Origin of the sequence: Kribbella sp. DT2, assembly GCF_049844575.1 — a bacterium.
In the GTDB taxonomy this organism is placed as follows: domain Bacteria; phylum Actinomycetota; class Actinomycetes; order Propionibacteriales; family Kribbellaceae; genus Kribbella.
Genome location: NZ_JBNCLH010000009.1, coordinates 39,236 through 51,711 on the forward strand (window position 1 = coordinate 39,236; position 12,476 = coordinate 51,711).

General features: G+C 69.8%; 12 protein-coding genes. 5 read left to right on the plus strand and 7 right to left on the minus strand.

The genetic code is table 11. The features are described from left to right. The first annotated feature begins 4 nt into the window (after positions 1-4). Positions 5-1,825 (plus strand): DUF3352 domain-containing protein, encoded by a 1,821-nt coding sequence (locus ACLQ2O_RS32405; RefSeq protein ID WP_425839222.1) that lies wholly within the window; start codon positions 5-7, stop codon positions 1,823-1,825. On the opposite strand, the gene ACLQ2O_RS32410 is transcribed toward ACLQ2O_RS32405, so the two are convergent. Together ACLQ2O_RS32410 and ACLQ2O_RS32415 are read right to left on the minus strand one after the other, a co-directional pair. Beyond that, positions 1,800-2,582: an alpha/beta fold hydrolase gene (locus ACLQ2O_RS32410; RefSeq protein ID WP_425839225.1), complete on the minus strand. Its 783-nt coding sequence runs from the start codon at positions 2,580-2,582 to the stop codon at positions 1,800-1,802. The two genes, ACLQ2O_RS32405 and ACLQ2O_RS32410, sit on opposite strands and share 26 nt — an antisense overlap. Further along, complete coding sequence (locus tag ACLQ2O_RS32415; protein ID WP_425839228.1) at positions 2,579-3,751, minus strand: MFS transporter; 1,173 nt, start codon at positions 3,749-3,751, stop codon at positions 2,579-2,581. The genes ACLQ2O_RS32410 and ACLQ2O_RS32415 overlap by 4 nt, the downstream gene beginning before the upstream one ends. Positions 3,752-3,828: 77 nt before the next feature. On the opposite strand from ACLQ2O_RS32415, the gene ACLQ2O_RS32420 reads away from it, so the two are divergent. From ACLQ2O_RS32420 to ACLQ2O_RS32430, 3 genes are read left to right on the plus strand one after another with little or no spacing between them, the layout of a single operon-like run. Then, positions 3,829-4,647 (plus strand): helix-turn-helix transcriptional regulator, encoded by an 819-nt coding sequence (locus ACLQ2O_RS32420; protein ID WP_425839231.1) that lies wholly within the window; start codon positions 3,829-3,831, stop codon positions 4,645-4,647. A gap of 48 nt (positions 4,648-4,695) precedes the next feature. Continuing rightward, entirely contained in the window at positions 4,696-5,058 is a 363-nt protein-coding gene (locus ACLQ2O_RS32425) for a VOC family protein (RefSeq protein WP_425839234.1), read from the plus strand. A 42-nt stretch (positions 5,059-5,100) separates the two neighbouring features. Next, a complete protein-coding gene (locus ACLQ2O_RS32430; RefSeq protein ID WP_425839237.1) occupies positions 5,101-6,033 on the plus strand; it encodes a LysR family transcriptional regulator in 933 nt (310 codons plus the stop codon). Between the two features lie 173 nt (positions 6,034-6,206). Here ACLQ2O_RS32430 and recQ read toward each other — a convergent pair whose 3' ends face one another. The 5 genes from recQ to ACLQ2O_RS32455 form a co-directional block, all read right to left on the minus strand. After that, positions 6,207-8,045: a DNA helicase RecQ gene (gene recQ / locus ACLQ2O_RS32435; RefSeq protein WP_425839240.1), complete on the minus strand. Its 1,839-nt coding sequence runs from the start codon at positions 8,043-8,045 to the stop codon at positions 6,207-6,209. Positions 8,046-8,092: 47 nt separating this feature from the next. Next, entirely contained in the window at positions 8,093-8,515 is a 423-nt protein-coding gene (locus ACLQ2O_RS32440) for a VOC family protein (protein WP_425839243.1), read from the minus strand. Next, positions 8,512-9,354 carry a helix-turn-helix domain-containing protein gene (locus tag ACLQ2O_RS32445; protein WP_425839246.1) on the minus strand — a complete coding sequence of 281 codons (843 nt, stop codon included), beginning with the start codon at positions 9,352-9,354 and terminating at the stop codon, positions 8,512-8,514. Before ACLQ2O_RS32445 ends, ACLQ2O_RS32440 begins: the two co-directional genes overlap by 4 nt. A gap of 66 nt (positions 9,355-9,420) precedes the next feature. After that, positions 9,421-9,993: an SAM-dependent methyltransferase gene (locus ACLQ2O_RS32450; protein ID WP_425839248.1), complete on the minus strand. Its 573-nt coding sequence runs from the start codon at positions 9,991-9,993 to the stop codon at positions 9,421-9,423. Continuing rightward, positions 9,990-10,244 (minus strand): hypothetical protein, encoded by a 255-nt coding sequence (locus ACLQ2O_RS32455; protein WP_425839250.1) that lies wholly within the window; start codon positions 10,242-10,244, stop codon positions 9,990-9,992. Before ACLQ2O_RS32455 ends, ACLQ2O_RS32450 begins: the two co-directional genes overlap by 4 nt. A gap of 356 nt (positions 10,245-10,600) precedes the next feature. On the opposite strand from ACLQ2O_RS32455, the gene ilvD reads away from it, so the two are divergent. Beyond that, entirely contained in the window at positions 10,601-12,451 is a 1,851-nt protein-coding gene (gene ilvD / locus ACLQ2O_RS32460) for a dihydroxy-acid dehydratase (protein WP_425839253.1), read from the plus strand. Positions 12,452-12,476 lie beyond the last annotated feature (25 nt).

The following is a 12,476-nucleotide window of genomic DNA, read 5'->3' on the forward strand; positions in this document are numbered from 1 at the left end:
CACGATGTCCGACCAGACCAATCCGCCGGTCTACCCGCACCAGCCTGGTGCAGCCGGCGGCCCGCAGGGGCCACACACCGCACCGGGGACCCAGAGCGACCAGTTCGGTGCTCAGGGCAACCAAAGCCTCTGGCCGCAGGGCGGTGGACAGCCGCCGCAGCAGGGCGGGCAACCGCCGTACCAGGGTGGCCAGCCGCCGTACCAGGGGCAGCCGCAGCCGGGGTACCAGGGCCAGCCGCAGTACGGGCAGCCCCAGCAGGGCTACCAGGGGCAGCCGCAGCAGCCGCAGTACGGGCAGCCGCAGCACGGCGGCCCGCAGCGTGACGGCGGCCAGCCGCCGTACGGGCCGGGCTTCGGTCAGGCGCAGCAGTGGCAGCCCGAACCGCCGAAGCGGCGCAACAAGTGGATTCCGCTCGTCGCCGTCGTGGCAGTGCTCGCGGTGCTCGGCGGCGGTGGCCTGTTCGCCTACGCGCGGCTCAACGGTGGCGGCGGTCAGCCGGCCGAGGTGCTGCCCGGTACGGCGGTCGCCTACGCCCGGATCGACCTGAACCCGTCGGCCGGTCAGCGCGTCGCCGCGCTGCGGTACCTGATGAAGTTCCCGTCCGTGAAGGAGGGGATCGGACTCACCAGCGACAACGACGACCTGCGGCAGAAGCTGTTCGACCTGCTGAAGAAGGAGGCCGGCGACGACCTCGCCGACGTCAACTTCGATCAGGACGTCAAGCCGTGGCTGGGGGACCGGGCTGGACTGGCGGCGCTTCCGCCCTCAGGCGACAGCAAGACGCCGGACGTCGTCGTCGCGGTCCAGGTGAAGAACGAGGACAAGGCCAACGACGGCCTGGACAAGCTGTTCGCCAACGACGACGAGAAGCCGGGGCGTGTCTTCACCAACGGTTACGTGCTGCTCGGTGAGAACCAGGCGCTGGTGGACTCGGCCGCGTCGACGGCCAAGGACAGCCCGCTGAGCGAGAACTCGAAGTTCGACGGCGACATGTCCGCGCTCGGTGAGCAGGGCTTCGCGTCTTTCTGGGCCGACACCGCCGGGCTGGCGCTGATCGGTGACAGCAAGCTGACCGAGGACCAGCGCAAGGCGTTGCCGGCCGGCTCGATGGCCGCGGCGCTGCGGTTCGACGCGAGCTACGTCGAGCTGAAGGGTGTGGTCCGCAGCGACCAGACCGTGAAGACCGGCGCTGCCGACGCGGGTGACCTGCTCGCGCAACTGCCGGAGAGCTCGGCCGGTGGGCTCGCGGTATCGGGTGGGTCGGAGCTCGTCGACACCGCCTGGGAGCAGATGAAGAAGTCGAGCGGTCTCGACATCGAGGAGCTGACCAAGGGCTTCACCGACCAGTACGGGCTCGTCCTGCCGGACGACCTGAAGACGCTGCTGGGCAAGAACTTCGCGGTCGCGATCGACCGGAACAACGGCGAGAACGGCCCGCTGATCGCGGCCCGCTCCGAGACCGACCCGGCGAAGGCCGGCGTGGTCGCGGACAAGGTGATGCGCCTGGTCCGCGAGCGCAGCCAGCTGAACATCCCGGTCGAGAAGGCCCAGGACGACGACACGCTGGTGGTCTCGACCGACAAGGGCTACGCCGAGAAGGTGCTCCAGGGCGGCAAGCTCGGGGAGTCGGAGAGCTTCAAGCAGGCGATCCCGGACCCGAAGGGCGCCGTCCTGGCGGCGTACGTCGACTTCGACGGCATCGGCGCGCTGACCGACGAGCTCAAGTCGAACAAGGACGCCGCCGCGCTCCGCTCGGCCGGTGTCACCATCCGCCACACCGAGGGTGGTCAGGCCGACTTCACCCTCCGGGTGGTCGCGAAGTAGTCAGCTGCTCGAAGAAGGCCCGGATCGTTGCCGCGTAGCGGTCCGGGTCTTTTCGATGGATCCAGTGCCCGGTCCCGTCGAAGGTGACCAGCTCGGTCCCGGGCCGCCTGCGCACCATCTCGCTGGCCAGCCGCTCGCTCAGCAGGAAGCTGTCAGTTGCTCTAAGCAACAACATCGGCTGCCGCACGGCCGTCCAGTCGTCCCACCAGACGCCGACGTTGCCCCACTGCACCGCCATCATCTCGTCGAGGTCGAAGAGCAGCTCCCAGCCGGCGTCCTCGGCGACCACGCTCTCGAGGAAGTAGCTCGGTGCAGGGGTCTGCCCGAAGAACTCCTCGGCTTCTCGCCGGCCGGAGAACCTCGTCGGCCAACCAGTCACGTCGAGCACAGGTTCCGGCAGCTCGGACTCGTCCGTCACCGCTCCGACATCCTCGACCACCACGGCGGCCACGAGCTCGGGCCGCCTGGCTGCGAGCTGGAACGCGGTCACCCCACCCAGCGAGTGCCCGATCACCGGCAGCGGGGCCACGTGGAGAGCCTCGATCAACTCTGCGACGTCTTTGATGAAGGCGTTCCGTCCGTAGTCACCAAGCCCGTGGGGCGACCGGCCGTGTCCTCGCAGGTCCGGTGCGATCAGGCGGTAGTCGGGCGACAGCCGCTCGGCGACCGCGGCAAAAGTTCGCCCGCGTCCGAAGGTGCCGTGCAGGGCCAGCACCGGGATACCGTCGCCGCCCGCGTCCTCGTACTGGAGATTCACAGCTTCACCTTTCCACTGGTGGGTACTCGGCCGAAGAAGATGCTGACAGCAACCACTACCACCGCCACGACCAGACTGACCCGGAACCCGGCCAGGAAGTGCGTCGTACCGAGCAAGGCCCCGAACAACGCGGCCGCCGCCCCGCTCCCGATCTGCCGGCTCGCGTTGAGCAGGCCGGCGCCGAATCCCGCCCGCGCCGCCGCGACCCCGTCCAGCATCAGGGTCGTCATCGCCGGCGCGACCAGCCCGGCGCCCGCGCCGATCGGCAGCAACCAGCCGACGAGCACCCACAGCGCGACCCGCTCGTCGACCGAGCACAACCCGAGCAGCCCCACCAGCATCAGTCCCTGGCCGAGCACCATCACCTGCTGAGCCCCGAACCGTGCCGTCAACCGCCCGGCCAGCAGGTTCGCCGGGACGATCAGCACCGTCATCGGCACGAACACCAGCCCGCTGGTCCACGCCGATCGTCCCAGCACCTGCTGAACCAGCAGCGTGACCACGAAGATCACCCCGTACGACGAGAAGTTCACCGCGAACCCGGTCACCGTGCTCACCACCGCCTGCGCGCCGAGCGGTCCACCCCGTGTCCGGCGTGGGTTTCGGGTCCCCGGCGGGAGGCCGAGCACCGAGATCAGCACCGGCAGCCCGACCACCACGTTCAGCCAGAACGCGGCAGGCCACCCGAAGCTCGTGGTGATCGCCCCGCCGACCGGTGAGCCGACGACCAGGGCGACCGCGCCTGCTGCCGACCACTGCCCGACAGCGCGCGTACGTCGTACCGGATCTGGCACCGCCGCAGTGAGCAGCGCCAGCCCCGACGGCAGCACCGCCGCGGCCGCCGCTCCCTGCAGCGCCCGCGCCACCAGCAGCAGCGCGAGACTTCCCGCGACCGCGCAGATCAGCGCCGCCGCCACGAACCCGGTCATCCCGATCGCGAACGCCCGCCGCGCTCCGACCCGGTCGGTCCAGGCTCCGGCCGGCAGGAGACAGGCGGCGAACACCAGCGAGTACAGCGTGAGAATCCAGGCGAGCGCCGGCCCCGCACCGAGATCGCGCCCGATGGAGGGCAGGGCGGTGGTCACCAGCGAGGCGTTGAGCGTGATCAGGAAGAAGGACGCGGCAGCGACACCTGAAGCGAGCGCCGGCCGGGTCGTCGTGACATGCATGACTACTACCGTGGTCGGTGCCGGCCGCCGGGAAAAGGTTGCCGGGTGCACCTGTCAGGGACACTCAGGGAGGACCCATGTCGCGGTACGCCGGCCGGTCGCGCGAGCTCGGCGGCTTCCTCCGCGAACGCCGCAACCGTTTGACGCCCACCGAGGCCGGGCTGCCCGACACCCCACGCCGTACGCCGGGCCTGCGCCGCGAGGAGCTCGCCGAGCTCACCGGCCTGAGCGTGGGTTACTACACGCGCCTCGAGCAGGGGCACGCACGGCACCCGTCGGCCGGCGTACTGGATGCTTTGGCACGCACGCTCGCCCTGACCGACGACGAGACCCGTCACCTGAAAGCGCTGGGCGGTCAGGTCGAGACAGCCTCGTCGCCTGCGACCGAGCGAGTCTCCCGGTCGGCGCTGCGTCTGATGGGCCTGTTCGTACCGCCCACCGCGGTCGTCGTACTGGGCCGGACGGGCGACGTTCTCGCCTGGAACGAGTCGGCCGTCGAGCTGTTCCCCGGCCGCCTTCCCCAGCCGATGGACAAGCCCGGTCCCGGCTCCAACAATGCCCGGTACATCTTTCTCGATCCCACGGCCCGCACCCTGTTCACGAACTGGCCGGAGGTCGCCGACGACACCGTCGCCCACCTCCGCTCGGCTGCCGGCCATCTCGTTGACGACCCCGCGGTCCGCGCCCTCGTCGACGAGCTCATCGACGCCAGCCCCGACTTCGCCACTCGCTGGGCGCGCCGTGACGTCCGCGAACGCGTCTCCGGCGACAAGCACCTCAACCATCCGCACCTCGGCCGCATCACCATCGGCTACGAGGTCACCGCCCTGCTCGACGAACCCCACCAGTGGCTCGTCGTCTACTCGTTTCCTTCCGGACCCCTGTCGAAATCCTGACCGTGGCTTCTACCTCCGGGTGTCAGCACCACTCGAGAGGAACCAGCCATGAACCACATCACCGCCGTCAGCACCGTTGCCGTCCCCGTCACCGACCAGGACCGGGCCGTCGCCTTCTACGTCGAGACCCTCGGCTTCGATCTCCACCTGGACGCCGAGCTCCCACAGCTCAACGGCCGCTGGATCGTCGTCGCCCCGCCCGGCGCCGCGACCTCCCTGGCTCTCGTCCCCGCCACTTCGCACAACCCCGCAGGCAACGACACCGGCATCCGCTTCACGACCCCCGATGCCGGGGCCGCCCACGCCGCTTTGGGTGTCGTCGCCGGCGACCTCCTCACCTGGCCCGGCGTGCCGCCCATGTTCAGCTTCCAGGATCCCGACGGAAACACCCTCTACCTCGTCGAGGGCTGATCCGGCGGGTAACACCCTGGAGGTATCAGAGGAGGCGGGCTCGTGGACGTGGATCTGCGGAAGGTGCGGTACTTCGTCGCGGTGGCGGAGGAGCTGCACTTCGGGCGCGCCGCCGAGCGGCTGCACATCGCGCAGCCCGTGCTGTCGCGGCAGATCTGGGCGTTGGAGGACGAGCTGAAGGTGCAGCTGTTCGTCCGGTCCAAGCGGTCGACCGAGCTCAACTCCGCCGGGTGCCAGCTGCTGGAGGACGCGCGCGCGGTGCTCGCGTCAGCCGAGGCGATGCGGCGCCGGACGGTGGAGGCCGCTCACCCGCAGCGGACCTTCACCATCGCGTTCCTGCCCGGCATCACGGTCACGCCGCTGATCCGCATCGCCGACCTGGCCGAGGAGCACCTTCTCCAGGACCCCGACGCGGTCCCGGAGTGGCGCGACCGCGCCGTCGAGCTCCGCGAGGACCGGCCGCGCGCGGCCCCGCACTTCCGCAGCATCGAGGAGAAGCTGGAACACGTTGCCGCCGGCCACGGAGTCTCGATCATCCCGTGTCCACGGCAACGTTCTGCACGCGCGTGGACGTCGTCGCCGTACCGGTGGAGGATCTCGGGCCGAACCACGTTGCGCTCGCCTGGCCGAGTAGTCGTCGGACTCGAACCGGCCCTGAGGTCGCGGCCCTGGCTGAGAGCCTCACCTGGACGTAGTTGTTGCTCTGGTCTCAGCGGCAGGGTTTCGGCGTACCGGCTTGTGGGCGGTGCGTACCGACCGCGACGTACGGCTGCTCGATGGTGGCGCCGGGAGCAGCAACACCCCGGCCGCCGTCACAGTCGTGTACTGCGAAGACCGGCCCGCAGGCTCCACGGGATTGGTCACCCGGCTCCACGCCGTCCCGTTCCACCGCTGCAGCAACGCCCGGTCCCCGTATCTCGGGGTCCTCCGTCGCGCCCACCGACCACACGTCGTCCGGCCCGCTCGGTCGTGTAGAGCACCGCGGACCCAAGCTCGGTCGGCGTCTCACTCCAATCAATCGGAACAGGCGCGGCAACGCCCGCCACGGCGGTCGCCGGCAACACCCCGGTCACCACAGAGTCCAGCAAGACAAGGCCCTTCGCCGTCGGAGTACTCACCCCGTACGACGCGCCGACGTGCCCGCCGCGTTACTCCGCGGCCAAGGCCTCTAGTACGCCGTCCCCGTACTTAGCGAGCTTGTTCTCGCCGACGCCGCTGATCTTGCCCAGCTCGGTCAGCGAACTCGGGAGATCGGTCGCAATCTGACGCAGCGTCGCATCGTGGAAGATCACGTACGCCGGCATGCCCTGCTCCTTCGCCGTCGCGGCCCGCCAAGCGCGCAGGCGCTCGAACACCGGCGCCGCCTCCGCCGGCAGGTCGACGACCTTCTTCTTGCTCCCGCCACCCGACGACCTCGACCGGCCGACCCGCTCGGGCTCGCGGCGCATCATCACCTCGCGGCGGCGGCCGAGCACCTCGGCGCTCTCGGCCGTGAGCACCAGCGTGCCGTAATCACCTTCGACGGTGAGCAGTCGCTGGGCCAACAGTTGCCGAACCACCCCACGCCACTCGGTGTCCTTCAGCTCCGTCCCGATGCCGAACACGCTCAGGTCGTCGTGCCGGAACTGCTTGATCTTCTCGGTCGTCTTGCCGAGCAGGATGTCGATCACCTGACCGGCGCCGAACTTCTGGTTCCGCTCGTGCTGCAGCCGGTACACCGTGGAGAGCAGCTTCTGCGCCGGGATCGTGCCGTCCCACGACTCCGGCGGGAGCAGGCAGGTGTCGCAGTTCCCGCACGGCTCGCCCTGCTGGCCGAAGTACGCGAGCAGTTGGACCCGCCGGCACTGCACGGTCTCGCACAGCGCGAGCATCGCGTCGAGGTGCGACCCGAGCCGGCGCCGGTGCGCGGCGTCGCCCTCGGAGGTGTCGATCATCTTGCGCTGCTGCACCACGTCCTGCAGCCCGTACGCCAGCCAGGCGGTCGACGGCAGCCCGTCGCGGCCCGCGCGACCGGTCTCCTGGTAGTACCCCTCGACCGACTTGGGCAGGTCAAGGTGCGCGACGAACCGTACGTCGGGCTTGTCGATCCCCATCCCGAACGCGATCGTCGCGACCACGACCAGGCCGTCCTCGCGCAGGAAGCGGGACTGGTTCTTCGCGCGGATCCGGCTGTCCAGGCCCGCGTGGTACGGCACGGCCTCGATCCCGTTCTGGGTCAGGAAGGTCGCGGTCTTCTCGACGCTGTTGCGCGACAGGCAGTAGACGATGCCCGCGTCACCGGCGTGCTCGGTGCGCAGCAGGTCGAGCAGCTGGCGCTGCGGGCTGTCCTTGCCGACGATCCGGTACTGGATGTTGGGCCGGTCGAAGCTGGCGACGAAGTGCCGTGCCTCGGTCAGGTTCAGCCGGGTGGCGATCTCGGCGTGCGTCGCCTCGGTCGCCGTCGCGGTCAGCGCGATCCGCGGCACGTCCGGCCAGCGCTCGTGCAGCTCCGAGAGCATCAGGTAGTCAGGGCGGAAGTCGTGCCCCCACTGCGACACACAGTGCGCCTCGTCGATCGCGAACAACGAGATCTTGCCCTGGTCGAGCAGCCGCACGGTCGCCTCGACCCGGAGCCGCTCGGGCGCGAGGTAGAGCAGGTCGAGGTCGCCGGACAGGAAGGCCTGCTCCACCTCGCGGCGCTGCTCGAAGTCCTGCGTCGAGTTCAGGAAGCCGGCCCGTACGCCGAGCGCGGTGAGCGCGTCGACCTGGTCCTGCATCAGCGCGATCAGCGGCGAGATCACCACGCCGACGCCCGACCTGACCAGGGCGGGGATCTGGTAGCACAGTGACTTGCCGCCGCCGGTCGGCATCAGCACGAGCGCGTCACCACCACCGACGACGGTCTCGATGATGTCGCGCTGCTCCCCGCGGAACGCGTCGTACCCGAACACCCGGTGCAGTACCTGCAGGGCTTCGGAGTCTGGCAGTTCCGGTGTCGTTTCGGCCACGCAGCGATTCTACGGAGGTCTCGCGCCGCGCGGGGGGACCCTGTGGATTACTGGGCCACCCCGGCGTACGTCCCGATGCTCCAGACCTTGCCCTCGGGGTCGGTGATGCTGAAACCGCGCGATCCGTAGTCCTCCTCGCGCATCTCGCGCAGGACCTTCGCGCCGGCCGCGATCACCTGTGGATAAAGGGAGTCCGGATCGTCGTGAACGAGGTAACTTCCCTGTGCCTGGTCGACGAAGCGGTCGAACTCATTGGGTTCGGCGTTGCGGTCGACCGAGCTGACCATCACCCCACCACCGTGCGGCCAGTGCAGTTCGGCGTGCGCGATCGATCCCTCGGCGACCCCGGGGTAGGAGGCGACCAGCGTGAATCCCAACCCTTCGGTGAGGAACTTCAGTGCGGCCGGTCCGTCGCGGTAGATCAGCGTCGGCCAGACGCCGGTGCGTGCAGTGCTCTGTGTCGTGTTCATACCCGCGACTCTGCCTTTTCGACAGGAGGTTCGTCTTGAACGTATGGGAGTTCCTCGGCGATCCACTGCCGCGGCGAGCAACCGGCCAGCGCGTTCCACTCGCGGGACAGGTGCGCCTGATCGGCGTACCCGAGATCGGCGGCCAGATCGGCGAGCTTGGTCGACGGCGAGCGCTTCAGTCGCTGCACGGCCTGCTCGAAACGCATCACGCGGGCAGCGACCTTCGGCGCGAGCCCGTACTCCTGGCGGAAGCGCTCGGTCAGATGACGCCGGCCCCAGCCGACCTCGGTCGCCAGGTCCTGTACGCCGACGCCGCCGCCGGTCTGCGCGAGCCGCTGCCAGGCCCAGATGATCTCGGCGCGGGGCTGGGGGACCGGCTCGTCGCGCCACGCCTCGAGCAGCAGTTGCTCGAGGATGGCGAATCGCTGGGTCCAGTCGGGGGCCTCGCGCAGCTGCTCGGTGAGCTCGCGCGCCGGGCGGCCGAGGATGTCGACGAGCGGGACCGCGATGGAGGCCAGCTCGCTCGGTGGGAGGCCGAGCAGCGCGCGGCTGCCGGCCGGCGTGAGCGCGAGCTGGATTCCGGCCCGGTTGGGGGACTGGCCGATCCGGACAGCGGTCGAGTGCAGCCCACTGGCGAGGGCCTCGAACTTCTGCGTCGGCTCGTCCGGCCAGGCGATGCCCAGCGGCTCGTCGAGGGTGATCACGACGGTCAGGGACCGGGAGGGCAGCCCTCGGTGCAACTCGGGCGGGTCACCGCGGTAGGCGTAGCCGATCAGGTCGTCGAGGTACGGGCGCAGCGCGGGATGCACCCGGTGCGCACGCGGCTCGAAGTCCTCCATCAACCCAGGCTAGATCGCCGACCCGACAAAAGCTCCCGTCAGGCCCGGCGCCGAGCTGCTCCCGGCTCAGGCCGGGCGGCGGGCTATGACGAGGCGGCCGAAGTCGGTTCGGGCGAGGCGGTCGATCTCGAAGCCTGCGGTCCTCGCCTCGTCGGCCAATTGCTCGGCGGTCCTGCCGAACGGCACACCCCAGCCCTGCGCGACCAGCTTCCGGAGGGTGTACGCCGATCGCCCGGCTTCGTCCGGCTCGGGTTCGATCTCCTGCATCAGCAGCACACCACCGGGCTTCAGCACGCGCAGCAGCATGGCGAGGGTCTCCACGCGGGTCTGCTCGGGGAAGAACGGCGGCGCCCAGAACGCACCACTGGACCTGTCCGGCTCGTCCAGTGCGCGCGCATCCATCACGCGGACGTCGATCCGGTCCGTCACACCGAACGCCTCGGCCCGTCGTACGGTCTCGGCGGCGACCGTCGGGACCAGCTCGATCGCGACGGCCTCCATCTCCGGATACATCGAGGCGAGCGTCAGCGTCGCGCAGGCGACACCACAGCCGACATCGAGCCACGGGCCCGCCTTCAGTGCGGCGGACAGCTCAGGCAGTTGCGGGACGAAGATCTGCTCGTACAGAGCCTTCGTCACGGCGCCTGCCGCACCACCCGCGGCGCGAGCGCTTCGAAGGAGGCGCTCAGCTGTACGAGCCCGTCCGCCTGCTCCACGATCCCGTGCGCCTCCAGCACAGCCAGTACGTCGTTCAGCCGGCCCGGCGGGAGACCGGAGAACTCAGCCAGCGCGGCGACCTCACGGCGTACGAGCAGGAACTGCGTCCACCCGCGATCCCGCAACGTTGTCAGCAGGGCCAGGGCCTGGGCACCGTTCGCCCAGGTCTCCACCTGCTCCCGCGCTGCACGCGAGAGCGCGAGCCTCTCCAGCGGGTCGGCCTGTTCACGCCGTCGATCGGTCAGCTGGCTGTCCGCTCGCCGCCTGCTCGGCGGGCGGTTGGGCTTCGTCGGTTGTGCTCACGGAACCACGATGCACCACCCCACAGGACGTCCGAAGCACCGCCCTGTTGCCTCGATCACGCTACCGAGCCCAGTCCACGCTCAGATCACGCGAGTGAGCCGGCCGGAGCCCGGCAGAGGTTCGCCAGGTGCTCTCGTGTGCCGGGATGTGGGACCGGTGTTTCGGCATTCGGGACGGGAGTGGCAACATGCTAGGTGAGCAGTCCGAGAAGCGAGGAGATACCGTCGTGCCTGCATTGAGGTCCCGTACTGTCACCCACGGTCGCAACATGGCGGGCGCTCGTGCCCTCATGCAGGCCTCCGGGGTAGCCCGGGAGGACTTCGGCAAACCGATCATCGCGGTGGCGAACAGCTTCACCGAGTTCGTGCCGGGGCACACCCACCTGCAGCCGGTGGGGCGGATCGTGTCCGAGGCGATCCACGCGGCCGGCGGGATCGCGCGGGAGTTCAACACGATCGCCGTGGACGACGGGATCGCGATGGGCCACGGCGGCATGCTGTACAGCCTTCCGTCGCGGGACCTGATCGCCGACTCCGTCGAGTACATGGTCGAGGCGCACTGCGCCGACGCGCTGATCTGCATCTCCAACTGCGACAAGATCACCCCGGGCATGCTGATGGCCGCGCTGCGGCTGAACATCCCGACCGTGTTCGTCTCCGGCGGCCCGATGGAGGCCGGCCGGGCGACGCTGGTCGACGGGACCGTGCGCAAGCTGGACCTGATCGACGCGATGTCCGAGGCGGTCAACGAGAACGTCTCCGACGCCGACATCCAGCGGATCGAGGAGAACGCCTGCCCGACCTGCGGGTCCTGCTCGGGCATGTTCACCGCGAACTCGATGAACTGCTTGGCCGAGGCGATCGGCCTGGCGCTGCCGGGCAACGGCTCGGTGCTCGCGACTCACACGGCCCGCAAGGCGCTCTACGAGAACGCCGGCCGTACGGTCGTCGAGATCACCAAGCGGTACTACGACACCGACGACGAGAACGTGCTGCCGCGCAACATCGCCTCGCGCGCCGCGTTCGAGAACGCGATGGCGCTGGACATCGCGATGGGCGGTTCGACCAACACGATCCTGCACCTGCTGGCCGCGGCGCAGGAGGCCGAGGTCGAGTTCGGGCTGGACGAGATCAACGCGGTCTCGCGCCGGGTGCCTTGTCTGGCGAAGGTCGCGCCGAACGTCGCGCCGGGTGGCACGTACTACATGGAGGACGTGCACCGGGCCGGCGGGATCCCGGCGATCCTCGGCGAGCTGTACCGCGGTGGGCTGCTGAACGAGGACATCCACACCGTGCACAGCGACTCGATCGACGAGTGGCTGAAGACGTGGGACCTGCGCGGCGGTTCGCCGTCCGCGGAGGCCGTCGAGATGTGGCACGCGGCGCCGGGTTGTGTGCGGTCGGCGACCGCGTTCTCGCAGTCGGAGCGGTGGGAGACGCTGGACACCGACGCGGCGGGCGGGTGTATCCGCGACAGCGCGCACGCGTACTCCGCCGATGGTGGCCTGGCCGTCCTGAAGGGCAACCTGGCCGAGGACGGCTGCGTCGTGAAGACCGCGGGCGTCGACGAGTTGATCTGGACGTTCCAGGGGCCGGCCGTCGTCTGCGAGTCGCAGGAGGAGGCCGTCGAGAAGATCCTCGCCAAGCAGGTCCAGCCGGGCGACGTCGTCGTGATCCGGTACGAGGGCCCGAAGGGCGGGCCCGGGATGCAGGAGATGCTCTACCCGACGTCGTTCCTGAAGGGCCGCGGCCTGGGCAAGGTCTGCGCGCTGGTCACCGACGGACGCTTCTCCGGCGGAACGTCGGGCCTGTCGATCGGGCACGCCTCGCCCGAGGCCGCCTCCGGCGGGACGATCGCGCTGGTCCAGGACGGCGATCAGATCCGCATCGACATCCCGAACCGCTCGATCGACCTGCTGGTCGACGACGCGGAGCTGGAGTCACGGCGTACGGCGCTCAACGGCGTCTACGCGCCCAAGGCCCGCGAGCGTAAGGTCTCCCAGGCACTCCGCGCGTACGCCGCCATGGCCACCAGCGCCGACAAGGGCGCCGTCCGAGACGTCACCAAACTCGGCTGACCCACCCGCGTGCCCGGCCCCCGGC

Bases quoted from the DNA above. Each gene is read 5' to 3' on its own strand.
- ACLQ2O_RS32445 (WP_425839246.1), bottom strand. From the start codon at position 9,354: ATGGAGGACTTCGAGCCGCGTGCGCACCGGGTGCATCCCGCGCTGCGC.
- ACLQ2O_RS32415 (WP_425839228.1), bottom strand. From the start codon at position 3,751: ATGCATGTCACGACGACCCGGCCGGCGCTCGCTTCAGGTGTCGCTGCC.
- ACLQ2O_RS32420 (WP_425839231.1), top strand. From the start codon at position 3,829: ATGTCGCGGTACGCCGGCCGGTCGCGCGAGCTCGGCGGCTTCCTCCGC.
- ACLQ2O_RS32425 (WP_425839234.1), top strand. From the start codon at position 4,696: ATGAACCACATCACCGCCGTCAGCACCGTTGCCGTCCCCGTCACCGAC.
- ACLQ2O_RS32440 (WP_425839243.1), bottom strand. From the start codon at position 8,515: ATGAACACGACACAGAGCACTGCACGCACCGGCGTCTGGCCGACGCTG.
- ACLQ2O_RS32405 (WP_425839222.1), top strand. From the start codon at position 5: ATGTCCGACCAGACCAATCCGCCGGTCTACCCGCACCAGCCTGGTGCA.